Here is a 23,640-nt window from a genome sequence, read left to right as displayed (position 1 = left end):
GCCCGGTTACATTCCGAACCCGGAAGCTAAGCCTCACAGCGCCGATGGTACTGCAGGGGGGACCCTGTGGGAGAGTAGGACGCCGCCGAACAATTATTCAGAAGAAGCCCTCTCCCAGGCCGGGAGAGGGCTTCTTTGTTGTAGGGTCAATGCCGCACAGTTGTCGTACCGTCAGGAGGCCGCCAGGTGGAGGTCCAGGAGACGCGCGTTCAGACCGACCGCGTCCTCACCATTCCCAACCTGCTCAGCATGGGTCGGTTGGTCGGGGTGCCGATCTTCCTGTGGCTGATTCTGTGGCCGGTCTTCGGTGGGCCGGAGAACGACGGCTGGGCGATCGTCGTGCTGATGCTGAGCGGGGTCAGCGACTACCTTGACGGGAAGTTGGCCCGGCGTTGGGGGCAGATCAGCCGGCTCGGGCAGATTCTCGATCCGGCTGCGGACCGGCTGTATGTGATCTCGACGCTGGTCGGCCTGACCTGGCGAGGGATCCTGCCTTGGTGGGTGACGGCAATTCTGGCGGCGCGGGAACTGTTCATCGCCTCGCTGCTGCCCATTCTCAGCCGGTACGGTTATGGCCCGCTCCAGACGAGTTTCCTCGGTAAGGCTGCGACCTTCAATCTGATGTACGCGTTCCCGCTTCTACTGCTGGGGAGCGGTACGGGATGGCTTGCCACCGTGGCCGGGATCGTCAGCTGGGCCTTCATCTGGTGGGGAACCACGCTCTACTGGTGGGCGGCGATCCTGTATGCGGTGCAGGCCAGGCAGATCGTCAAGGCGGAAGCCGCAGCAAGCTGACTGCCGTCCGGGGACGCATACTGACGGTGTGGCGGGTCCAAGTTCCCGAGATGCATGAGAGCTGTCGCATACGTTTGTGAGGCGGCGTGCAGTTGTGGCCGCGCAGGTGAGACGAGCCCCACGGCGTCACGGTGAGTCGGACGTAATCATCCGGGTAGAGATGCCCTGAAACGGTTTGATGGATCCCAGGGTCCACCACCGCGAAGGAGGATGCACCCGTAATGAAAGCCGTTGTGATGGCCGGGGGCGAGGGCACCCGCCTCCGGCCGATGACGTCGAGCATGCCGAAGCCACTGTTGCCGGTCGCGAACAGGCCGATCATGGAGCACGTGCTGCGGCTGCTGAAGCGGCACGGTCTCACCGACACCGTAGTTACCGTGCAGTTCTTGGCCTCGTTGGTGAAGAACTATTTCGGCGACGGTGAAGAGCTGGGTATGCACCTCACATATGCCAACGAGGAGGTTCCGCTCGGCACGGCCGGGAGCGTGAAGAACGCCGAGGACGCGCTCCGGGACGACTCGTTTCTGGTGATCTCGGGGGATGCGCTCACCGACTTCGATCTCTCCGAACTGATCGCTTTCCACCGGCGTAAGGGTGCGCTGGTCACCGTCTGCCTGACCAGGGTGCCCAACCCCCTGGAGTTCGGGATCACGATCACTGACGAGAGCGGGCGGGTCGAACGATTCCTGGAGAAGCCGACCTGGGGGCAGGTCTTCTCCGACACGGTCAACACCGGCATCTACGTCATGGAGCCGGAGGTCTTCGACTACGTCGCGGCCGGCGAGCCGGTTGACTGGTCCAGCGATGTCTTCCCACAGCTTCTCAAGGAGGGGAAGCCGGTCTACGGCTATGTCGCCGAGGGCTACTGGGAGGACGTGGGTACGCACGAGAGTTACGGAAAGGCGCAGGCGGACGTCCTCGAGGGCAAGGTCGACGTCGAGCTGGACGGCTTCGAGATCTCGCCCGGTGTCTGGGTGGCCGAGGGCGCGGAGGTGGATCCGGAGGCGGTGCTCCGCGGGCCGCTGTACATCGGCGACTACGCCAAGGTGGAGGCCGGGGTCGAACTGCGTGAGCACACCGTGCTCGGCAGCAATGTGGTGGTGAAGCGCGGGGCGTTCCTGCACAAGGCGGTTATCCACGACAACGTCTACATCGGCCCGCAGAGCAACCTGCGGGGCTGTGTGGTCGGCAAGAACACCGACGTGATGCGGGCGGCCCGGATCGAGGACGGGGCGGTGATCGGGGACGAGTGTCTGATCGGCGAGGAGTCGATCATCTCGGGCAACGTCCGGGTGTACCCGTTCAAGACCGTCGAGGCCGGTGCCTTCGTCAACACCTCGGTGATCTGGGAGTCGCGCGGCCAGGAGCACCTGTTCGGGGTGCGCGGCGTGTCGGGCATCCTCAACGTCGAGATCACTCCGGAGCTGGCGGTCCGGCTGGCCGGCGCGTATGCCACGACGCTCAAGAAGGGGGCCACCGTCACCATTGCGCGTGACCACTCGCGTGGTGCGCGTGCGCTCAAACGGGCGATGATCTCGGCGCTGCAGACCAGTGCGATCGACGTCCGGGATCTGGAGAACGTGCCGATGCCGGTGGCCCGCCAGCACACCGCGAGGGGCAGTGCCGGCGGGATCTTCCTGCGGACCACTCCAGGGGTGCCTGACTCACTGGACGTCCTCTTCTTCGACGAGCGCGGGGCGGATCTTTCGCAGGCCGGGCAGCGCAAGCTCGACCGCGTGTACGCGAGGCAGGAGTACCGGCGGGCGTTCCCGGGCGAGATCGGGGACCTGACCTTCCCGTCCAGCGTGTTCGACTCCTACGCGGGCAACCTGCTCAGGGTGGTGGACACCACGGGTGTGCGGGAGGCCGGGCTGAAGGTGGTGGTCGATGCCGCGCACGGCAGTGCCGGGCTGGTGCTGCCCAGCATCCTCGGGCGACTCGGTGTCGAGGCGTTGACGGTCGGCACCGGCCTGGACGAAGGCCGTCCGACCGAGGACGCGGAGGAGCGGCGGGCGGGTCTGGCGAGGCTCGGTGAGCTGGTCTCCTCGTCGAAGGCGGCCTTCGGGGCGCGGTTCGACCCGGTCGGCGAGCGGGTGTCCTTCGTGGACGAGCTCGGCCGGGTGATCGAGGACGACCGGGCACTGCTGGTGCTGCTCGACCTGGTCGCGGCCGAGCGGCGCAGCGGGCAGGTGGCGCTCCCGGTGACCACCACCCGGATCGCCGAGCAGGTGGCCGCGTACCACGGCACGCAGGTCTGCTGGACCACCACCTCGCCGGACGATCTGGCCAAGGCGGCCGCCGCCGAGGGCACGGTGTTCGGCGGGGACGGCCGCGGCGGCTTCGTGGTGCCGGAGTTCAGCGGCGTGCTGGACGGCGCGGCGGCGTTCGTGCGGCTGCTGGGCCTGGTGGCCCGCACCCAGCTGACGCTCAGCCAGATCGACGCGCGGATCCCGCAGGCGCACATCCAGCGGCGGGACATCGCGACGCCGTGGGCGGCCAAGGGCATGGTGATGCGTTCGGTGGTGGAAGCGGCAGGGAACCGCCGGCTGGACACCACGGACGGCGTCCGGGTGGTGGAGGCCGACGGCCGCTGGACGCTGGTGCTGCCGGATCCGGCCGAGGCGGTGACCCACCTCTGGGCCGAGGGCCCGGACGACGCTGCCACCGAGCAGCTGCTGGAGGAGTGGGCCGCGGTGGTGGACGCGGCCGGACGCTAGTACGGCGGTAGTTTGCCGGGGTCGAGGGGCCGAAGGGTTCCCCCGGCCCCGGCAGGCTGTTCCAGGGCCCCGTCGAGCGGCCGGACGGTGGTTCGTGGCCTACCCGGCAGGTGCCGGATGGCTTGCGGGGGCTGTGCAATCGCCGCATCCGCGACGTGGGACGATGTACCGCATGCCAGCACCGAGGACGCCGAGTGACCGGGACGGACGCTATGCGCGTCCCGACGCTTCGATGTCCCTCCTGACCAACGTGATGGACCACAGCCTCGACGACGGTTATGCCGAGGCGGCCAGGGCCCGCGGGGCGGAGGGTATCAGCAGGCTGCCCGGCTCGCTGCGCGGCCGGCTGACGCTGGCGGTGGGACTGGCCCTTGCCGCGGCGGTGGTGACGGTGGGTGCGGTCAACAACGAGGAGGCGGCACCGACCCTGGCCAAGGAGCGGGACGCGCTGATCCACCGGGTGAACGACGCCACCAGCGGTGCCGACAGGTTGCAGAAGCAGGTCGAGAGCCTTCGCGACAAGGTCGGGCAGGCCCAGCAGCAGGCCCTGCGATCCCAGGGCGACGGCGGACTCGCGGCGGTCGCGGGACAAGCGGGCACGGGTGAGGTGTCGGGCCCCGGGGTGAAGCTGGTGATCGAGGACGCCTCGGGTACCGGGGCCGGCGGTTCTGCGAACAATCCGCGCCAGGCCGACGGCTTCCAGAACACCGGGCGGCTGAGGGACCGCGATCTCCAGCTGATCGTGAACGGGTTGTGGATCGCCGGTGCGGAGGGCATCGCGATCAACGGGCAGCGGCTGACCGTGCTGTCGGCCATCCGGGCGGCGGGCGATGCGGTGCTGGTCGACAACCGGCCGCTGGTGCCGCCGTACACGGTGCTGGCGACCGGGGACGGGCAGGGGCTCGCCACGGCTTTCCAGAACGCGGAGGCCGGGCACTACCTGCGGCTGATCCAGGACGCGTACGGGATCAAGTCCAACCTCTCGACGCAGAAGAAGGTGACGCTGCCGGGTGCGCTGGGCATCACGCTGCGGTACGCGCGGCCGGTGACCGCGGCGCCGACGCCTTCGCCTTCGGGGTCGGCCTCGGCCGCTGCCGCCTCGCCGTCGCCCAGTACTCAGCAGTCGTCCGGCGCGTCGCCGTCGTCGAGTGCTTCGCCGTCACCCGGTGGGGCGACCAGATCCAGCAAGAGTCCGTCGATCCCCGCAGGGACAGGAGCAGCTACACCGTGATTGCCGTACTTGGTCTCGTGATCGGGGTGGTCGTCGGCGTCTTCGTACAGCCGGAGGTGCCGGATGCCGTGGTGCCCTATCTGCCGATCGCGGTGGTGGCGGCCCTGGACGCGGTGTTCGGCGGTGTCCGGGCGATGCTGGACGGGATCTTCGACGACAAGGTGTTCGTGGTCTCGTTCCTCTCCAACGTCGTGGTCGCGGCGCTGATCGTCTTCCTCGGTGACAAACTCGGGGTCGGCTCGCAGCTGTCCACGGGCGTGGTGGTCGTGCTCGGTATCCGGATCTTCTCCAACGCCGCGGCGATCCGGCGACATGTGTTCCGGGCCTGAGAGGGGGAGGGATGAGCGAGGACGAGAAGACCAAGCCCGAGGCGGAGAAGCCCGAGGCGGTGAAGCCTGAGGCGGAGACGTCGGCGGCGGTGACCGCTGTCGGGGTGCCCGCCGCCCCGCCGCTGGCCGAGGAGCAGGTGGAGGAGCAGCCCGAGGAGCAGCCCGAGGAGCAGCCCGAGGAGAGCGGTCGGGACGGCGCGGCCGACCGTCCGGTCACGGCGCCCGACGACGCCAGACGCCGGCTGAAGGCGGCGTTGTGGCCGCCGCGCCTCTCGCGCGGTCAGTTGGTGGTGGCCGTGCTGCTGTTCTCGCTCGGCCTGGCGTTGGCGATCCAGGTGCGCTCGACCAGTGACCACAGCAACCAGCTCCGTGGTGCCCGCCAGGAGGATCTGGTTCGTATCCTCGACGAACTGGACAGCCGTCAACAGCGTCTCCAACAGGAGAAGACGCAGCTCGAGCAGTCCCTGACCCAGTTGGAGAACAGTTCCAACCAGGCGAAGGAGGCTGAGGAGCAGACCAGGAAAAAAGCGACCGAGCTCGGAGTGCTCGCCGGCACCGTCAAAGCCACAGGTCCGGGCATCGTACTGACTGTCGATGATCCCCAAGGGCAGGTGAAGGCGGATATGCTGCTGGACACCCTGCAGGAACTTCGAGCGGCGGGGGCGGAGGCGATTCAGATCAATGATGTGCGCGTGGTGGCGAGCACCTACTTCACCGATGCGTCGGCGGGTGGTGTGCAGATCGACGGTAGGAAGGTGTCGCAGCCGTTCCGATTCACCGTGATCGGGAACCCGCAGGATCTGACGCCTGCTCTCAACATCCCGGGTGGTGTGGTGCGCACCCTGGAGAAACAGCAGGCGCAGGCCACGATCACGGTGCCGCAGTCGGTTACCGTGGATGCGCTCGCCACCTCGAAGACCTCCCAGTACGCCACGCCGGCGGCGAAGTGACGGCACGACTGCCGTACGGTCCGTCAGTCGTGCCGTGCCCCGGACGGTGGGCGCACGGCCACGGTCGGCGACAATGGGACGTACCACTCGATCAGCGCCGGCCGCGGGCCGGGTCAGCTGTATGTCCGAGCCTCTCACCCTGCCCCGCGGGCGGGTCTGTCACACGCAAGGAGACTCGCCCGTGAGTCTGTTCTCGAAACTGTTCGGTCGTAACAAGCGGGGGGCCGCGGCGGAGGCGCCGACGGCGCGCCACCGGATGTCCGACGACGACGCCGCCGTTCCCGGGATGCGGGCTGCGGACCAGCAGAACCAGTACACCGAGCGTCCGCTGTTCCGCGACGGCGGCGCCGGTCAGGCACCGTACGGCGCGTCGGTTGATTCCTCGGGCGCCGCGCGCATAGGTTTCGAGTCGGGACCCTCAACCTCTGCTGGAGGGTTTGCTCCGGATCCGTACGCCGGGCATGCCCCGTCGGGCGTGCCGAGCCAGGAGGCTGTGAACATGACTGCCGGTGCCCTTCCCTGTCCCCGGTGTGGGAACCAGAACCCGGCGGCCGCCCGCTTCTGCAACCACTGCGGTACGGCGCTGCGCGGTGGCTCGATGCCCGAGGGCGCGGCGGAGACCACGTCGACCATCTCGATCTCCGGTCTGGAGTCCTACGACCCCACCGCCACCGGAACGGGCGCCACTCCGGCGCTCTCGGCCGAGGTGCTCTCCGCGATCGACGCGCTGCCGCCGGGTTCGGCCCTGCTGATCGTGCAGCGCGGCCCGAACTCCGGCAGCCGCTTCCTGCTCGACTCGGACGTCACCACGGCGGGTCGCCACCCGGAGGGGGACATCTTCCTGGACGACGTCACCGTCTCTCGTCGCCACGTGGAGTTCCGCCGGACCTTCGGCGGGTTCTCGGTGGCCGACGTGGGCAGCCTCAACGGCACCTACGTCAACCGGGAGCGGATCGACCAGGTGACGCTGAACAACGGTGACGAGGTGCAGATCGGGAAGTACCGGCTGGTGTTCTTCGCCAGCCCGCAGCGGGGGTTCTGAACCACAACGGGGGTACTGAACACGACGTCGGCAGGAGCCCCGAGTGACCGCGCACACCCCTTCATCCGTCGAGGCCATCCACGTCCCCGGCTCGCGTAGAGCGGCTGGGGGCCGGCGGCGCGGTGACGAACTGCTCAGCATCGGTGCGGTGCTGACCTTCCTTCGGGACGACTTCCCGGAGGTCACCATCTCCAAGATCCGCTTCCTGGAGGCGGAGGGGCTGGTGGAGCCGCAGCGGACGCCCTCGGGCTACCGCAAGTTCAGCCCGGCCGACGTCGAGCGGCTCGCGTATGTGCTGCGGATGCAGCGGGACCACTACCTGCCGCTCCGGGTGATCCGGGAGCACCTCGACGCGATGGAGCGCGGCGAGGCGCCACCGGCGCTGCCGGCTCCGGACGCCCGGCCCGGTCCGCTGGACGAGGCGGACCGGGAGCTGGTGGCGGCCTCCGGGGTGGTGGCCGGGGTCCGGCTGGGCCGCGCCGAGCTGCTGGCGGCGGCGGAGGCCGGTGAGTCGGAGCTGGCCGAGTGGGAGTCCTACGGGCTGCTCGCCCCCGGTCTGGACGGCGGGTACGACGGCGAGGCGCTGCAGGTGGCGCGGCTGGTCGCGGAACTCGGACGTTTCGGCCTGCAGCCGCGTCATCTGCGGGCGATCAAGGCGGCGGCGGACCGGGAGGTGGCGCTGGTCGAGCAGGTGGTCGCCCCGCTTCGGCGGCACCGGAACCCGCAGACCCGGGCACATGCCGAGGCCACTGCGCGTGAGCTGGCCACCCTGTCGGTGCGGTTGCACGCCGCGATGGTGCAAGCGGGGCTGAAGGGCAGGCCGGCTCAATGAGCTCTGTGGGGCAGGCCGGAACCGTTCCTTCACGGCCGGAAACCGGCCTCCGGGGACGTGCGGGCACCTGTGCGGGAGCGCCCCGACCGGCTGCGCTTTCATATCCGCGGCAGGGGTCATAGGGTTGCCACTGTGAATGAGCTCGACGTCGTGGGTGTCCGGGTGGAGATGCCTTCCAACCAGCCGATCGTGCTGCTGCGGGAGGTTGGGGGAGATCGGTATCTGCCGATCTGGATCGGTCCTGGCGAGGCGACTGCGATCGCTTTCGCCCAGCAGGGCATGACTCCGGTGCGGCCGCTGACTCACGACCTGTTCAAGGACGTGCTGGACGCGCTGGGCCAGCAGCTCACCGAGGTCCGGATCAGTGATCTCAGGGAGGGCGTGTTCTACGCCGAGCTGGTGTTCTCCGGCGGTGTCGAGGTCAGCGCGCGCCCGTCGGACGCGATAGCCCTCGCCCTGCGGACTGGTACGCCGATCTTCGGGAGCGAGGAGGTGCTCGCCGAGGCGGGCATCGCGATCCCGGACGAGCAGGAGGACGAAGTGGAGAAGTTCCGCGAGTTCCTCGACCAGGTCTCGCCGGAGGACTTCGGCGGTGGCCAGCAGTAGCGCCCGCCCGCCGCAGCGTCGCGGGAGACCGGGGGAAGCACCGGCTGCCGGACGCAAGTCCCGTTTTGCCAAAGGCCGTCCGTCTACCCACACTTGAGGCACGAAAAACCACACCATCGAGTGACATCGGTGGTGAGCCTCGGCGTGGCGATCGTTGACGGGCCACTGGCGACTGCCTACCGTCAGGAGTGGCTCCGGTGAGTTACTCCACCCGGGCCCATACGGCCCACAGGACGAGCGGACGGAGGTAGGCATGAGCGGCTTGGGCGACGAAGCAGCCGTTGGAGGCCCGTGCTCCGTGCACGTACCGCGCTCAGGGCGGAAACTGCTGCTGGAGCGGGCCTGGGAGGCCGCGGTCGTCGAGCAGCAGGAGCGGGAGCTGCCCAGGGTCGGGCGGTTCCCGGCCGTGCAGCCCGGGCAGCCGGCGATCGAGCGGCTGGCGCCCACCTCCGAGCTGGTGGGCTACCGGGGGCCGACGGCCTGTGCCGCGGCCGGGATCAGCTACCGCCAGCTGGACTACTGGGCCCGTACCGGGCTGCTGGAGCCGAGCGTGCGCAGCGCGTACCCGGCCAGTGCGCAGCGGCTCTACAGCTTCCGCGACATCCTGCTGCTCAAGATCGTCAAGCGTCTGCTGGACGCCGGAGTCTCGCTCCAGACCATCCGGGTGGCGGTGGCGCACCTGCAGAGCGCCGAGGTCGCCGACTTGGCCGGGCTGACCCTGATGTGCGACGGGGCCACGGTCTACGAGTGCACCTCCCCGCAGCAGGTGGTGGACCTGTTGAAGGGTGGTCAGGGGGTCTTCGGCATCGCGGTCGGCGCGGTCTGGCAGGACCTGGAGGCCACGCTCGGGCGGCTGCACGCCGAGCGGACCGACACCGGCGAGACGCTGATCGGGCACGATCCGGCGGACGAGCTGGCCCAGCGCCGCAACCGGGCCGGCTGAGCCGGCGACCGAGGCCGTACGAGGGCCCGGACGGGGAACCGTCCGGGCCCTCGCCGTCGTCCGGGCAGGTGAAACGATCACGAGGGGGACTCGGTGGGATGGATCTCGCGGCCTCGGCTGCCCGGCTGGCGGGCGTTGCGGACGAGACGGGGGCAGCGGCGTGCGTTCCAGGCGGTCATGCTGCTGAGCGCGCTGGCGCTGGCCCCGAGTACTTGGCTCTGGCTGAGTGAGACGGACCGGGTCGGCACCGTGCAGAGCGCGCCGAGCGCCCCGGTGGCCGTGGTCTTCGGCGCGGGTCTGTTCAACGGGGAACCGTCCCCGTATCTCGCGCACCGGCTGGACGCGGCGCTGGCGCTGTATCAGCAGCGCAAGGTGGAGGCGATCCTGGTGACGGGTGACAACGGCCGGGACGACTACGACGAGCCCGATGCCATGCGCCGCTACCTGGTCGACCACGGGGTGCCGCAGGTCCGGGTGGTGGAGGACTACGCGGGCTTCGACACCTGGGACTCCTGCGCCAGGGCCCGGCGGATCTTCGGGGTGGACCGGGCCGTACTGGTCAGCCAGAGCTTCCACGTACGGCGGGCGCTGGCGCTGTGCCAGGCGGCGGGCATCAAGTCGTACGCGGTCGGGGTGCCGGAGCCGGGGAACGCCACCTGGTACTACGGCGGGCTGCGGGAGATCCCCGGCGCGGGCAAGGCGGCGCTGAACGCCTGGCTGAAGCCGGACCCGCAGTTCCTCGGCGCGCGGGAGGACGGGATCGCCCGGGCGCTGGCGGACGCGGCGGGGCACTGACCTCCGCGGATTCGGGCGGACCGCCGCACGGGAATTGTCAGACCCCTGAGGGATGATCGGCAGGTGCGGACAGTGCCGAGCATCATCCACCTCGACATGGACGCCTTCTTCGCCGCGGTGGAGCAGGCGTCCAAGCCCAGCCTGCGCGGCAAACCGGTGGTGGTCGGCGGTCTGGGCGGCCGGGGGGTGGTGTCCACCGCCTCGTACGAGGCGCGGCGCTTCGGGGTGCACTCGGCGATGCCGATGGCCCAGGCCCGGCGGCTGTGTCCGAACGCGGCCTTCCTGGCCGGGCGCTTCCAGGCGTACCGGCAGGTGAGCGAGATCGTGATGGGCCTGCTGAGGGAGCTGTCGCCGCTGGTGGAGCCGCTCAGCCTGGACGAGGCGTTCGTGGATCTGGAGGCCGGGCCGTACGGTCCGGCTCTGGCCGACGCCGGACCGCAGGAGGGGGCCCAGCTGGTGCGGGCGATCGCGGAGGACCTGCGCGCGGACATCCATGCTCGGACGGCGCTGACCGGTTCGGTGGGTGCGGCCGGCTCGAAGCTGATGGCGAAGATCGCCTCGGAGCAGGCCAAGCCGGACGGCCTGGTGCTGATCGGGATCGGATCCGAACGGGCGGTGCTGAGTCCGCTGCCGGTCCGGGCGCTGCCCGGGGTCGGCCCGGCCACCGAGCAGGTGCTGCGGCGGGTGGGCCTGGCGACGGTGGCCGATCTGGCGGAGGCTGGCGAGGAGGAGCTGGTCCAGTTGCTCGGCCGGGCGCACGGGGCAGGGCTGTACGCGACGTCCATGGGGCTGGACGAGCGCGCGGTGGTGCCGGACCGGGACGCGAAGTCGGTTTCGGTGGAGGACACCTTCGAGGTGGATCTGGCCGACCGGGACGTCATCCTGCGCCAGGTGGAGGTGCTGACGGCGCGCTGCGTCCAGCGCCTGCGGGCGGCGGGACGCTCGGGCCGGACGGTGGTGCTGAAGGTCCGGCGGTTCGACTTCTCGACCCTGACCAGGTCCGAGACCCTGCGGGCGCCGACCGACGACGAGGCGGTGATCGCCGAGACGGCCCGGCGATTGGCGATGCAGGTGGACATCACCGGCGGGGTGCGGCTGCTCGGGGTCGGGGTGTCCCAGCTGGCCGACTTCACCCAGGAGGACCTCTTCGCCCAGGCTGCGGCGCAGGCGCAGGTGCAGGCGGCGGCTAGGGCACGGGCGACGGCCGAGGCAGGGGAAGCCGCCGACGCGACGGAGGAGCCTTCGGAGCTCGAACCTGGCGAGGTGCCGGCGAAGGACGCCGTGCCGCCTACCGGGCGGCGCTGGCTGCCGGGGCAGGACGTGACGCACGCCGAGTACGGCCCGGGGTGGGTCCAGGGCAGCGGGGTCGGCCGAGTCACTGTACGGTTCGAGACGCCCTACAGCCCGCCGGGGCGGGTCAGGACGTTCGCGATCGACGATCCGGAGCTGGAGCCCGCGGAGCCGCTTCCGTTGCGGCAGTAGCCGTAGGTCCGTGCCGATGGGTGATGAAACGTTTCAGCAGGTACGTGGAAACGCTGTGGCCCCGTACCCGGAGACATCCGGGTACGGGGCCACCTGTCGGGCCGGGCCCTGGGCGGGTCGCGATGCCCTCACCGCCCGCCGGGGCCCAGTCCCCTCGCGCCCTGTCCCTGAGCGCGAGGGCGGGCGCCTCGTCAGACGCCGGTCTTGACCAGCTCCGACTCGGAGCCGCTCGCCACCGGAACGGCGGTGGCGGGCTTGATGCGCCGGATCGCGAACGGCACCACGGCGGCCACCAGGCACATCGCGGCGGCGACCCAGAACGCGTGCTTGTAGGCGTCCAGCGTGGGCAGCTGGATCGGCAGCGGGATCGGGAACTTCATGGTGTCACCGGTCAGGATCGCGCCCATCACGGCGGTACCGATGGCGCCGCCGACGGTGCGCAGCACGGCGTTCATGCCGTTGGCGATACCGCTCTGCTCGGCCGGGACGGCGCCGTTGATGTAGGCGGGCATCGCGGCGTAGGCGAGGCCGACGCCGAGGCCGAAGACGGCGGAGGCGAGGTAGATGTCACCCTCGGCGCTGTGGCGGACGGCCAGGTAGGCCATCGAGACGGCGCCGAGCGCTCCGCCGAGGACCAGCGGCAGACGCGGGCCGCTGCGGGCGATCAGCAGGGCGCCGACCGGGGCGGCGACCATCGAGCCGATGGCGGAGGGCAGCAGCATCACACCGGCGTGCAGCACGGTGGCGGTGAAGCCGTAGTGGGCGAACTTCGTGGGCGTCTGGGCGAAGTTGCTGATCACCATGAAGGAGCCGTACATCCCGAAGCCGATGAGCAGGCCGGAGATGTTGGTGAAGGCGACGGCCGGGCGGGACATCATCTTCATGTCCACCAGCGGGTGGCTGACCTTGACCTCGATGGCGATCCAGATCAGGGCGACCACGGCGGCGACGGCGAACAGGCCCAGGGTCTTGGTGGAGGTCCAGCCCCAGTGGTTGCCCTGGCTGACGGCGACCAGCAGGGCGCAGAGCCACCCGGCCAGTGTGAGCGCGCCGAGCGGGTCGGCGCCGCCGTCCTTGTCGACGACCGGGTCCTTGGGGACGCGCAGGGCGACCAGGGCGACCGCGATCAAGCCGAAGATCAGGCCCATCCAGAAGATGGACTTGTAGCTCCAGTGCTCCAGCAGCAGGCCGGTGGCGACCAGGCCGAGGCCCGAGCCGACGCCCATCGAGGCGGAGATCGCGGCGACGCCGCCGGTGACCTTCTCCCGGGGGAGCTCGTCACGGACGATGCTGATCGCCAGCGGGAGCACTCCACCGCCGGCGCCCTGCAGGACGCGGGCGACGACGAGCCAGGTGAAGGAGTGGGTGCCGACCGCGAGGGCGGAACCGGCGACCAGGCCGGCCAGCGAGATCAGCAGCATCGGCTTGCGGCCGCGCAGGTCGCCGAAGCGGCCCAGCAGCGGGGTCAGCACGGCGGCGGAGAGCAGGTTGGCCGTCATCAGCCAGGTGATGTTGGAGCCGGCGGTGTGCAGCTCCTTGGCCAGCGACGGCAGGATCGGGACGACCGCGGTCTGCACCACGCTGAACGCCAGCATCGCCAGGATCAGAGCGGGTAGCACCCGTGCGCTGCTCGGCTTCTCGGCCGTGGAGCCGGGCTGTGGTGCCTCACTCACGGTTCTTCCTCCAGTTCAGGCCCCTCGGCGGTTGTGGCCAAGGGCGAAAGTCAACGAACTGAAGTAACGATGCACATGGATAGTTAAGCCTGTCAAATATCTACTGTTGAAAATTAGGCAAACCGGTCGCCCCGGCTCCGTTTCGTCCGGTGCCGGTGCCGGTGCCGGTGCCGGTGCTGGGGCTGGGGCCGGGGCTGGTGGCGGAGCGACGGGTCAGGCGTGGCGCAGCTGTTCGGGGCGGGCGGGCGGCGGGGTGGCGGGCGTCGCGCCCGGGGTGGTGCTGTCGTACACCTCGACCTGCTCCCGGCGCAGCTCCTCGCGGATCACCTGCTCCTCGGTGTACCGCTCGACCACCAGGCGCACCCGCTCGACCGGCGCCAGGTACTTGCGCACCACCGGCCGCTCCTCGCGCAGCGTCACCTCCTCGACCGCGTCGGCGAGCTCCTGGTCGCTCAGCGCGGCCCGCTCGGACTCGGTCACCGGCACGCGCTCGACCCGAACCCGCTCCCGGGCGAGCTGTACCCGGCGCTCCACGGACTCGGTGGTCACGTACTTGCGCAGCCGTGCGGTGCCGAGGACGTGCCACTCGGTGCTGATGTCGAGGCGCTCCTCGCGGCAGGTGATCTCGACGGGCCCGGCCGGCGCGCCCGGGGCGGCCGCCCGGTCCGGGGTGGGGGCGTGCACGGTCCGTCCGTTGGACCCGGTGGTTCTGAGGGCGGGCCGGTCCACCACGGTGGGGCCCTTGACGTGGTCGGCCGGCGGCGTGGCAGGCGGCGGCGTCGGGCTTGGAGCCGGAGCCGGAGTCGGCGGGGTGAAGGCGGCGGTCGCGCGCTCCTCGGTGGCGGGCGCCGCGGGAGCGGCGGGTGCGGAGGGCACCGGGGGTGTGGCGGGTGCGGAGGGCACCGGGGGTGTGGCGGGTGCGGCGGCTGCCGCGGGCGTGGGCTGGGTGGCGGGCGGGCGCGGTCCGGTCGACCCGACGGAGCCGAAGTCCCGGTCGGCGGTCTTCGGGGTGCGGTTCGCGGGCGCCGGCGAGGGGGTGCCCGCGTCCAGGCCGTAGTAGCGGTAGAGCTGCAGCTCCTGTGCGGGCGAGAGGTGCTGCCCGACGCCGAAGTCGGGCGATTCCTTGATCAGTGATTTGTCGTAGGGGACCCGGAGTTCGTCGCCCGAGAACTCACTGGTGGTCAGCGGGACGAAGGCATCCCGGCCGAAGATCCCGGTTCGCACCGCGGCCCACTCGGGTTCACCCGTCGCGTCGTCGAGATAGACCTCGTCGACCGTGCCGATCTTGTCACCGTTCCGGTCGACCGCCTTGTGGCCGATCAGGTCCCGCGGATCGATGTCGGTCTGCACGCCGTCCTCCACTACGTGCTCCTGGGGGAATCCCGTCTGGTGGGTGGCTTGGAGGAGCTGTCCGACCGCCACTTCACACGAAAAGCCATCAAGTCGGACAGCGGCTACCCGAAGGCAGCCGTACGGGAGGGCGTTGGGCTGTCCGGGGCCGTCGGTGTTCCGCCCGATCGCTCCCGACCGACCGGTGATCCGCGGGGTTTCCGCTGGTACCCTGGGCGCGACCGCCGAGCCCGCTCGGGAGAGTCCCCAACCCCCGTTGAACTGCGGGAAGTGGGGCGCCGAAGGAGCAAACCCTCCCCGGAATCTCTCAGGCATCCGTACCGTGTGGGCTAGGTCACTCTGGAAAGCAGGGCAGGGCTGTTGGCGCGGGAGCCGGCGGCACCACCCTCACCGACGGTGCAAGCCGATGGATGCCCCCGGGCCTCCCGCGCGGCGAAGCTCTCAGGTCCCGATGACAGAGGGGGAGGCCTGTCGGGTTCACACGCACATCGGACCACCGCTCCCACAGCGGCGGAGCCCAACGGCGTGTGCACCCCCCGCCGGTCCGCGACCAGGAGGCCTCGACCCCCATGAACGCCCAGCCGACGCTCGCCGAGCTTGAGCAGGCCAGCCCCTTCGAGACCCGCCACATCGGCCCCGACACCGCCGCCCAGGACAAGATGCTGGCGCAGGTGGGCTACGGCTCGCTGGACGAGCTGTCCGACGCCGCCGTGCCGGAGGCCATCCGCAGCCTCACCGCGCTCGGCCTGCCCGCCGGTCGCAGCGAGGCCCAGGTGCTCGCCGAGCTGCGTGAACTGGCCTCGCGCAACCGGGTCCTGCAGCCGATGATCGGTCTCGGCTACTACGGCACGTTCACCCCGCCGGTGATCCTGCGCAACGTGCTGGAGAACCCGGCCTGGTACACCGCCTACACCCCGTACCAGCCGGAGATCTCCCAGGGCCGCCTGGAGGCGCTGCTCAACTTCCAGACCCTGGTCTCCGACCTGACCGGGCTCGCCACCTCCGGCTCCTCGCTGCTGGACGAGGGCACCGCCGCCGCCGAGGCGATGGCACTGGCCCGCCGGGTCACCAAGGTCAAGGGCGGTGTCTTCCTGGTCGACGCCGAGACCCTGCCGCAGACCGTCGCGGTGATCAACACCCGTGCGGTGCCGACCGGCGTCGAGGTGGTCGTCGCCGACCTGTCGGACGGCATCCCGGCCGAGATCGCCGAGCGCGGCGTCTTCGGTGTGCTGCTCCAGTACCCCGGTGCCACCGGTGTGGTCCGCGACCTCGCCCCGGTGATCGAGCAGGCGCACGGCCTGGGCGCGATCGTCGCCGTCGCCGCCGACCTGCTGGCCCTCACCCTGCTGAAGTCCCCGGGCTCGCTCGGCGCCGACATCGCCTGCGGCACCTCGCAGCGCTTCGGTGTGCCGATGGGCTTCGGCGGCCCGCACGCCGGCTACCTGGCCGTCCGTGCCGAGTACGCCCGCAACCTGCCCGGCCGCCTGGTCGGTGTCTCGGTGGACGCCGACGGCAACCGCGCCTACCGGCTGGCGCTGCAGACCCGCGAGCAGCACATCCGCCGCGAGAAGGCCACCAGCAACATCTGCACCGCCCAGGTGCTGCTGGCCGTGATGGCCTCCATGTACGCCGTCTACCACGGCCCCGACGGCCTCGCCGACATCGCCCGCCGCACCCACCGCTACGCCGCCGCGCTGGCAGGGGGGCTGAAGGCCGGCGGGGTCGAGCTGCTGCACGGCGAGTTCTTCGACACCGTCACCGCCCGCGTCCCGGGCCGGGCCGCCGCGGTCGTGGACGCCGCCCGGGCGGGTGGCGTCAACCTGTACCAGTCCGATGCCGACACCGTGTCGATCTCCTGCGACGAAACCACCACCCGGGAGCACCTGGCCGCCGTCCTCGCCGCCTTCGGCATCGAGGGCGTAGAGCTGGACGAGAACGCCGAGGCGCTGCCCGCCGCGCTGCTGCGCGAGGACGAGTACCTCACCCACCCGGTCTTCCACGACCACCGCTCGGAGACCGCGATGCTGCGCTACCTGCGCCGCCTCTCCGACCGGGACTACGCGCTGGATCGCGGCATGATCCCGCTGGGCTCGTGCACCATGAAGCTCAACGCCACCACCGAGATGGAGCCGGTGACCTGGCCGGAGTTCGGCCAGCTGCACCCGTTCGCCCCGGTGGACCAGGCGGAGGGCTTCCTCACCCTGATCCGCCAGCTGGAGCAGCAGCTGGTCGAGGTGACCGGCTACGACGCCGTCTCCATCCAGCCGAACGCCGGCTCCCAGGGCGAGCTGGCCGGTCTGCTGGCGGTGCGCGCCTACCACCGCGCCAACGGCGACACCCAGCGCGACGTCTGCCTGATCCCGTCCTCCGCGCACGGCACCAACGCGGCCTCGGCCGTGATGGCCGGGATGCGCGTGGTCGTGGTCAAGACCCTGACCGACGGCGACGTGGACGTCGAGGACCTCAAGGCCAAGATCGAGCAGCACCGCGACCAGCTCTCCGTGCTGATGGTGACCTACCCCTCCACCCACGGTGTGTACGAGACCCAGATCACCGAGATCTGCGGCATGGTGCACGAGGCCGGCGGTCAGGTGTACGTGGACGGCGCCAACCTCAACGCCCTGGTCGGCCTGGCCAAGCCGGGCAAGTTCGGCGCGGACGTGTCGCACCTGAACCTGCACAAGACCTTCTGCATCCCGCACGGTGGCGGCGGCCCGGGCGTCGGACCGGTCGCGGTGCGCGCGCACCTGGCACCGTACCTGCCGAACCACCCGCTGCAGGCGGAGGCCGGCCCGGCCACCGGTGTCGGCCCGATCTCGGCCGCGCCGTGGGGTTCGGCCGCGATCCTGCCGATCTCCTGGACGTACGTCCGGCTGATGGGCGGCGAGGGCCTCAAGCGCGCCACCCAGGTCGCGGTGCTGAACGCCAACTACATCGCCAAGCGCTTGGCCCCGCACTTCCCGGTGCTCTACACCGGTCCCGGCGGCCTGGTCGCGCACGAGTGCATCATCGACCTGCGTCCGCTCACCAAGGAGACGGGCGTGACGGTGGACGACGTCGCCAAGCGCCTGATCGACTACGGCTTCCACGCCCCGACCATGTCCTTCCCGGTGGCCGGCACGTTGATGATCGAGCCCACCGAGTCCGAGGACCTGGGCGAGATCGACCGCTTCTGCGAGGCGATGATCGAGATCCGTGCGGAGATCGACAAGGTCGGCTCGGGCGAGTGGGCCGCCGACGACAACCCGCTGCGGAACGCCCCGCACACCGCCGCCAACCTGGCCGGTGACTGGGCGCACCCGTACACCCGGCAGGAGGCGGTCTTCCCGGCGGGCGTCAACCCGGCCGACAAGTACTGGCCGCCGGTGAGCCGGATCGACGGCGCGTACGGCGACCGCAACCTGGTCTGCTCCTGCCCGCCGCTGGACGAGTACGGCGTCTGAGTCGAACAGCAGCGGGGGGGGGGGGTGGGGGGGGGGGGGGGTGGGGGGGGGGGGGGGGGTGTGTCGGGGGGGGTTGGGGGGGGGGAGGGGGGGGGGGGGGGGGGGGGGGGGGGGTGGGGTGGAGGAAAAAAAAAGTGGGGTCCCCTGAGGAGGAATTTCCCCAAAAGGGCCCCCGCGCCGTTCTCCGGGGTTGCTCAGGCCGCGGCCAGGGGCCGGTGCGGTGCGATCACCTGCCCGTCGGGCAGCAGCTCGCCGGTGTCATCGAAGATCAGGACGCCGTTGCAGAGCAGGCTCCACCCCTGCTCGGGGTGGCGGGCCACCGGGACGGCCGCCTCACGGTCGGCGGACTCCGCTGACGGGCACTCAGGACGGTGCTGGCACATGACTCGTACCCTCGCTTCGCTCACGACGATCCGCTCCCGCCGGCGCGGCCACCCCCATCGGACCGGCCGGTAACGAGGCCCGTGGTGAACGCGCACCGACAGTCGCGGCCCGGGCGTACATCCTCGTCGCGGGTCGTTGCTCCGTCCGCCGGAGGAGTCGACCGCTGTGCCCGCCGGCGAAGTCGGCGGCAGGCCCGCGATGCACGTTCGGACTCGGCTCTCGGCTCGCTCCTTCCCCCGCGTTCCCTGTTGCCGGTCGGTCCCGGGCGTCCGCCCCGCCGGTCGGATCTCCTGCCGGCCCCGGCTCATGTGTGAACCGGCGCGTCGGTGGGTAGGACTGCTGCCCTTCCCACCTGATTCCCAGTGTCGGCATCGCGAGCCGATCGCGCAGCGATTTGGTGACATGCGCCACAACTGGCTTCGCTACATCACCCGTTCAGGCGGCGGAGCCCGGCCGGGACGGCCGAACGGGCCACTCGGATGCTGACTCGACCGAGTCAGGTCCGGATGGCCCGTCCGGGTGATCCGCCTCAGGAGATCCCGGCGGCCAGCCGCGCGGGGACCGCGGCGCGCTCCAGCATCGCCAGCAGTTCGAGCGCGGGGTAGACCCGGTGCGCGGTCACCCCGCAGGGGGCGGGCGCCAGCGGGATCAACAGGTCGGTGGCCGGGCCGGCCTCCGGATGGTGCAGCCACAGCGCGGTGGCGTAGTGGCCGGGCATCGACAGCAGTCGCGGCTGGTGCCGGGACCGCGAGGACTGGGCGAGTTGCCAGGCCTGGCGCAGCGCCCGGACCGTGGAGTCCAGGTACGGTCCTGCGGTGAAGTGCGAGAAGGCGTGGCCGTCCGCCGTCTCGACCACTTCGGCCGCCGCCGCGACCTCGGCCGCGGGCTCCGCCGGGACCGCCGCTGAGCCACGCTTGATCAGGAAGCGCCACCCGGTGCGCCTGGCCGTGGCGAGCCCGGCGCCGGGTCCCTCCAGGACGTGCACCGCGAGCGGATGGGAGGGCAGCAGCGGGCCGGCGGCGTCGCGCAGCGCGCCGGCGGCGGGCTGGCACAGCGCGGTCTCGGAGTCGAGCGCGGCGAGGACCGCGCGCAGGGCGCTGGGCGGGGGCTGGGGCGTCTGCATGGTCATGGCGGGTCGCCTCTCCGTGCTAGATCGGCGTGCGAGTGCGGCATACCGGCGTGGCGTTGGTGTGACGGGACCTGGGCCGTGTCCGGTTGGGCATGATCGCGGTGCGGGCGCGGAACCTGCCGACGATGAGATTCGGAGCGGCATGGCACCGGCTGGAAGCGCAGTGCGAATTCTACTCGAACAGGTGCGCAGGGTGACCTTCATATCACGTTCCGTGCCCCATGGCAAGCTGGGATATGGCTGACTGTTCGTCAGAAACCCTCTATCGTCAACCTGTTCGGGTGAGCGGCTATCGATCTTCCGGCGGGGCATGATGCAGGAACGATCGGCCGAAGGATCGACCAAAGGTGAAGGGGCACCCATGGGCGAGAAGGTCGTGGCGACTCGGGCGGAGCTGGCCGACCGGCAGCTTTACCGCCGGAAGCTGCAGTCCTGCATGGACGCACTGGAGCGGATGCTGCGGGACGAGCGCTTCGACCGCCCCAAGGCCATGATGGGCCTGGAGATCGAGCTCAACCTGGCCGACGAGCAGGGCAGGCCGCTGATGTACAACGAGGAGGTACTCGGCTCGATCGCCTCCAGCGACTTCCAGACCGAGCTCGGCCAGTTCAACATCGAGGTCAACATCGCGCCGCACCGGCTGACCGGCCACGTCCTGGAGGACCTGCGCGAGGAGCTCGACACCTGCCTGCGGTACGCCGACCGCAAGGCCGCGGAGGTCGGGGCACGGATCGTGATGGTCGGCATCCTGCCGACCCTCGACCTGGACCACACCGGTCTGGACCACATGTCGCACAACGACCGCTACACCCTGCTCAGCGACCAGATCCTGGCCGCCAGGGGCGAGGACATCGCGCTCGACATCCAGGGCGTGGAGCACCTGTCGATCGAGTCGGTGTCGATGGTCGCCGAGGCCGCCGCCACCTCGCTCCAGCTGCACCTCCAGGTCACTCCCGAGCGCTTCGCCTCGGTCTGGAACGCAGCGCAGGCCTTCTCCGCCGCGCAGGTCGCCCTCGGGGCCAACTCCCCGTTCCTGTTCGGCCGGGAGCTGTGGCGCGAGACCAGGCCGGTGCTCTTCCAGCAGGCCTGCGACACCCGTTCGGCCGAGCTCAAGGCGCAGGGCGTACGCCCGATCACCTGGTTCGGGGAGCGCTGGGTCGATTCCGCGCTGGACCTCTTCGCCGAGAACCAGCGGTACTTCCCGGCGCTGCTCCCGGTCTGTTACGACGAGGACCCGGTCAAGGTGCTGGCCTCCGGAGGCATCCCCAGGCTCAACGAGATGCGTCTGCACAACGGCACCATCTACCGCTGGAACCGGCCGGTGTACGACGTCGCCGACGGCGTCCCACACCTGCGGGTGGAGAACCGCTGCCTGCCGGCCGGTCCGACGGTCGCCGACACGCTGGCGAACGCGGCCTTCTTCTACGGCCTGGTGCGGGTGCTCGCCGAGCAGCCGAGGCCGATCTGGACCAGGCTCGCCTTCGCCCAGGCGGACGAGAACTTCCACAACGCCGCCCGGCACGGCATCGAGGCCGTCCTGCAGTGGCCGAAGAGCGGGCGGGGGGCACGCGGTACCGTCCCGGTCGCGGCCACCGAACTGGTGCTGGGCGAGCTGCTCCCGCTGGCGTACCAAGGGCTGGCCGAGTGGGGGGTGGCGGCGGGCGACCGGGACCGCTACCTCGGCATCATCGAGCAGCGCTGCCTGCGCCGGATGAACGGGGCGGTCTGGCAGAGCGCCACGGTGCACCGGTTGCGCGAGCAGTACGGGATGGACCGGGCGGCGGCGCTGGCGGCCATGACGCGGCGGTACATGGAGTACTCGCGGGCGGGGGAGCCGGTACACACCTGGCCGGTTGGGTAGCGCGTTCGCCGCGCGGGGCGCGCGGGCCGGGCGGTGAGCGCCGGATGACTGGGCGCCCCGGATGGAGGGGTGCCCGGCTGGTCGTGCGGTTCGCCGTGGCCGAGAAGCGCCCTCGGCGGGCAGCCCGGTGTTCAGAGGTTGGTATGGGAGGATGATCGGCCCGGCGGCAGGACCGGTCGTCGGGCCGAAGCTGCGTGCTGGAGAGCCCTGGTGACCACCGTTTCGACCGAGCCCGAACCCGGGACCGCCGCGCCCTCCCGCCGACTGCTGGTGGTCGAGTTGCTGATCGTGCTCGGTCTCTCGCTCGGCGCCAGCGGGCTCAGCGCGTTGATCAGCTTTCTCGGGTCGCTCACCCAGCCGATCGCGCTCGGCCGCCAGGTCGCGATGCTCAACGGTTCACACGCGCCCGGCCGACCGTGGCTCGACCTCGTCTGGCAGGTGTACTACGTCCTGCGCGGGCTGATGCCGGTCGCGCTGGTCGGCTACCTGCTGGTCCGGGAGGGAAGCTCGCTGCGGCAGCTGGGCTTCGACCTACGCCACAAGCTCGGCGACCTCGGACGGGGCGCGGCCGTCGCCGCCGCGATCGGCGGTTCCGGACTGCTGCTCTACCTCGGTTCGCAGGCGGTCGGGGCCAATCTGACGGTCGCGCCGTCCGGACTGCCGGACGTCTGGTGGCGGATCCCCGTGCTGGTGGCCTCCGCCTGGCAGAACGCCGTCCTGGAGGAGGTGATCGTCGTCGGGTACCTGCTGCGCCGGCTGGGCCGGCTCGACTGGGGGCTGCCCGCGATGATCGCGGCCAGTGCGGTGCTGCGCGGCTCCTACCACCTCTACCAGGGCCTCGGCGGGCTGATCGGCAACATGGTGATGGGTGTGGTCTTCTGCCTGCTGTACCGGCGCTGGGGCCGGGTGATGCCGCTGGTGGTGGCGCACGCGCTGATCGACACCGTCGCCTTCGTCGGGTACGCGCTGCTGGCCGGGCACGTGAGCTGGCTGCCCACGGCGTGACACCCGTTCGGGCGTGGCCGAAGGGGGAGTTCGACCGTGAGGGCCGTTTGCTCTACCCGTTGTTGACAATGTGCCATGCTCACGCCAGCGTGGTGGGGCTTGACCGGGACCGTGTGATCCCTTCGACGACCCACCAGGCGTGGAGAGTTGATGCGGGGGCGGGACGCGCGGCCGGGACGCACGCGCTCCCGACCGCAGTGGTGCGGATCAGCTCCACCGAGAACCGGAGCACCACGACCTGCAGTCAGCGGTGCCGGTGAACTCCCGCCGGTCCTCGCGGAGTTCGTGCGCCAGGACGGGCCGGTCGGGAGGGGCCGGAACGAGCGCGAGACGGCTCCGGAGGGACCGGCGCCCCGGGCGCTATCCGAGATGGCCCCAGAGGAAGCTGAGCGTGCGCTGCCAGGCGATCCTGGTCTGGAGGGCGTCGTAGGTGCCCAGCAGGTTCTCCTCGTTCATGAAGGCGTGGCCTGCGGGGTAGAAGTGGATCTCCGGCCGGCGGTCGGTGGCCTCGCCGATCCGGATCGCGGCCTCGTCCACGGCGGCCACCGGGATCGAGCGGTCCCGCTCGCCGTAGTGTCCGAGCACATGGGCGGTCAGGCCCCGGTAGTCGTAGTCCGGGTCCTTCGGCAGACCGTAGAACGGCACCACGGCCGCGATCCGGTCGCCCTCCTGCGCGGCCAGTACCAGGGCGAAGCCGCCGCCCATGCAGAAGCCGACCGCGCCGATCGAGTCGCCGACCACCTGCGGGTGCTCCAGCAGGAAGTCCACCGCGCCGCGCAGGTCGCGGACGGCCTGCTCGACCGGCAGCTGCCGCAGCAGCCGGGCGGCCTCGACCTTGTCGTGGGTGGTCTCGCCGCCGTACAGGTCCGGGGCCAGGGCGACGAAGCCTTCGGCGGCGAACCGGTCCACGGTGTCGGCCAGTTGAGAGGTCAGTCCCCACCACTCCTGGACCACCACCAGTCCAGGCCCGACTCCCCGGGGTGGCAGGGCGAGATAGCCGTGTGCCGTCCGCCCGTTGCTGGGAAAGGTGACGTTCTGGCGGGAACCGCCCATGGCCTGGACTCCGTCGGGTG

General features: G+C 70.8%; 18 protein-coding genes, 1 rRNA gene, 2 pseudogenes and 2 riboswitches. Of the genes and pseudogenes, 15 read left to right on the top strand and 6 right to left on the bottom strand.

Annotated features, from left to right (window positions below):
* The 12 genes from rrf to ACZ5ON_RS19700 form a co-directional block, all read left to right on the top strand.
* Positions 1-91 (top strand): 5S ribosomal RNA (gene rrf / locus ACZ5ON_RS19755); the annotation flags it as partial.
* A gap of 95 nt (positions 92-186) precedes the next feature.
* On the top strand, positions 187-795 hold the full coding sequence (locus ACZ5ON_RS19750; RefSeq protein WP_465593870.1) for a CDP-alcohol phosphatidyltransferase family protein: 609 nt from the start codon (positions 187-189) through the stop codon (positions 793-795).
* A 221-nt stretch (positions 796-1,016) separates the two neighbouring features.
* The gene (locus ACZ5ON_RS19745) at positions 1,017-3,512 is read left to right on the top strand and encodes a sugar phosphate nucleotidyltransferase (RefSeq protein ID WP_465593867.1); all 2,496 of its coding nucleotides are present in this window, start codon (positions 1,017-1,019) and stop codon (positions 3,510-3,512) included.
* A gap of 232 nt (positions 3,513-3,744) precedes the next feature.
* Positions 3,745-4,743, top strand: coding sequence for a DUF881 domain-containing protein (locus ACZ5ON_RS19740; protein ID WP_465593864.1), 999 nt, complete (start codon positions 3,745-3,747; stop codon positions 4,741-4,743).
* Positions 4,740-5,072: a small basic family protein gene (locus ACZ5ON_RS19735; RefSeq protein ID WP_344634739.1), complete on the top strand. Its 333-nt coding sequence runs from the start codon at positions 4,740-4,742 to the stop codon at positions 5,070-5,072. The genes ACZ5ON_RS19740 and ACZ5ON_RS19735 overlap by 4 nt, the downstream gene beginning before the upstream one ends.
* 11 nt (positions 5,073-5,083) lie before the next feature.
* Positions 5,084-6,022, top strand: a complete 939-nt coding sequence (locus ACZ5ON_RS19730; RefSeq protein WP_465593861.1) for a DUF881 domain-containing protein — start codon at positions 5,084-5,086, stop codon at positions 6,020-6,022.
* Positions 6,023-6,203: 181 nt separating this feature from the next.
* Positions 6,204-7,064, top strand: a complete 861-nt coding sequence (locus ACZ5ON_RS19725) for an FHA domain-containing protein (RefSeq protein ID WP_465593858.1) — start codon at positions 6,204-6,206, stop codon at positions 7,062-7,064.
* Between the two features lie 76 nt (positions 7,065-7,140).
* Positions 7,141-7,896, top strand: a complete 756-nt coding sequence (gene ftsR / locus ACZ5ON_RS19720; protein WP_465593887.1) for a transcriptional regulator FtsR — start codon at positions 7,141-7,143, stop codon at positions 7,894-7,896.
* A gap of 132 nt (positions 7,897-8,028) precedes the next feature.
* A complete protein-coding gene (locus tag ACZ5ON_RS19715; RefSeq protein WP_344634736.1) occupies positions 8,029-8,502 on the top strand; it encodes a bifunctional nuclease family protein in 474 nt (157 codons plus the stop codon).
* A gap of 253 nt (positions 8,503-8,755) precedes the next feature.
* Entirely contained in the window at positions 8,756-9,445 is a 690-nt protein-coding gene (locus ACZ5ON_RS19710; RefSeq protein ID WP_465593855.1) for a MerR family transcriptional regulator, read from the top strand.
* 177 nt (positions 9,446-9,622) lie between these two features.
* Complete coding sequence (locus ACZ5ON_RS19705) at positions 9,623-10,240, top strand: SanA/YdcF family protein (RefSeq protein WP_465593852.1); 618 nt, start codon at positions 9,623-9,625, stop codon at positions 10,238-10,240.
* A gap of 63 nt (positions 10,241-10,303) precedes the next feature.
* Positions 10,304-11,722: a DNA polymerase IV gene (locus ACZ5ON_RS19700; protein ID WP_465593849.1), complete on the top strand. Its 1,419-nt coding sequence runs from the start codon at positions 10,304-10,306 to the stop codon at positions 11,720-11,722.
* A gap of 191 nt (positions 11,723-11,913) precedes the next feature.
* On the opposite strand, the gene ACZ5ON_RS19695 is transcribed toward ACZ5ON_RS19700, so the two are convergent.
* The 3 genes and pseudogenes from ACZ5ON_RS19695 to ACZ5ON_RS19685 form a co-directional block, all read right to left on the bottom strand.
* Complete coding sequence (locus ACZ5ON_RS19695; protein ID WP_465593846.1) at positions 11,914-13,395, bottom strand: MFS transporter; 1,482 nt, start codon at positions 13,393-13,395, stop codon at positions 11,914-11,916.
* Between the two features lie 213 nt (positions 13,396-13,608).
* Positions 13,609-14,007: pseudogene (locus ACZ5ON_RS19690) on the bottom strand (YsnF/AvaK domain-containing protein); the annotation flags it as partial.
* Between the two features lie 369 nt (positions 14,008-14,376).
* Positions 14,377-14,745: pseudogene (locus ACZ5ON_RS19685) on the bottom strand (PRC-barrel domain-containing protein); the annotation flags it as partial.
* Between the two features lie 225 nt (positions 14,746-14,970).
* Positions 14,971-15,078, top strand: a riboswitch (glycine riboswitch).
* A 1-nt stretch (position 15,079) separates the two neighbouring features.
* Positions 15,080-15,210, top strand: a riboswitch (glycine riboswitch).
* A gap of 104 nt (positions 15,211-15,314) precedes the next feature.
* On the opposite strand from ACZ5ON_RS19685, the gene gcvP reads away from it, so the two are divergent.
* Positions 15,315-18,188, top strand: coding sequence for an aminomethyl-transferring glycine dehydrogenase (gcvP, locus tag ACZ5ON_RS19680; RefSeq protein ID WP_465593843.1), 2,874 nt, complete (start codon positions 15,315-15,317; stop codon positions 18,186-18,188).
* A gap of 194 nt (positions 18,189-18,382) precedes the next feature.
* Here gcvP and ACZ5ON_RS19675 read toward each other — a convergent pair whose 3' ends face one another.
* Together ACZ5ON_RS19675 and ACZ5ON_RS19670 are read right to left on the bottom strand one after the other, a co-directional pair.
* The gene (locus ACZ5ON_RS19675) at positions 18,383-18,571 is read right to left on the bottom strand and encodes a DUF5999 family protein (RefSeq protein ID WP_344634729.1); all 189 of its coding nucleotides are present in this window, start codon (positions 18,569-18,571) and stop codon (positions 18,383-18,385) included.
* 530 nt (positions 18,572-19,101) lie between these two features.
* On the bottom strand, positions 19,102-19,701 hold the full coding sequence (locus ACZ5ON_RS19670) for a hypothetical protein (protein ID WP_465593840.1): 600 nt from the start codon (positions 19,699-19,701) through the stop codon (positions 19,102-19,104).
* 361 nt (positions 19,702-20,062) lie between these two features.
* Here ACZ5ON_RS19670 and ACZ5ON_RS19665 point away from each other — a divergent pair, with 361 nt between their 5' ends.
* Both ACZ5ON_RS19665 and ACZ5ON_RS19660 read left to right on the top strand, forming a co-directional pair.
* A complete protein-coding gene (locus ACZ5ON_RS19665; RefSeq protein WP_465593837.1) occupies positions 20,063-21,562 on the top strand; it encodes a glutamate-cysteine ligase family protein in 1,500 nt (499 codons plus the stop codon).
* A 210-nt stretch (positions 21,563-21,772) separates the two neighbouring features.
* A complete protein-coding gene (locus tag ACZ5ON_RS19660) occupies positions 21,773-22,567 on the top strand; it encodes a CPBP family intramembrane glutamic endopeptidase (protein WP_465593834.1) in 795 nt (264 codons plus the stop codon).
* 360 nt (positions 22,568-22,927) lie between these two features.
* Here ACZ5ON_RS19660 and ACZ5ON_RS19655 read toward each other — a convergent pair whose 3' ends face one another.
* Positions 22,928-23,620 carry a dienelactone hydrolase family protein gene (locus tag ACZ5ON_RS19655; protein WP_465593831.1) on the bottom strand — a complete coding sequence of 231 codons (693 nt, stop codon included), beginning with the start codon at positions 23,618-23,620 and terminating at the stop codon, positions 22,928-22,930.
* Between the last annotated feature and the right edge of the window lie 20 nt (positions 23,621-23,640).

It is taken from the genome of Kitasatospora sp. NPDC032150 (assembly GCF_055579945.1).
The sequence above is the reverse complement of the archived record's forward strand: the minus strand, read 5'-3'. Positions and strand labels throughout refer to the sequence as shown.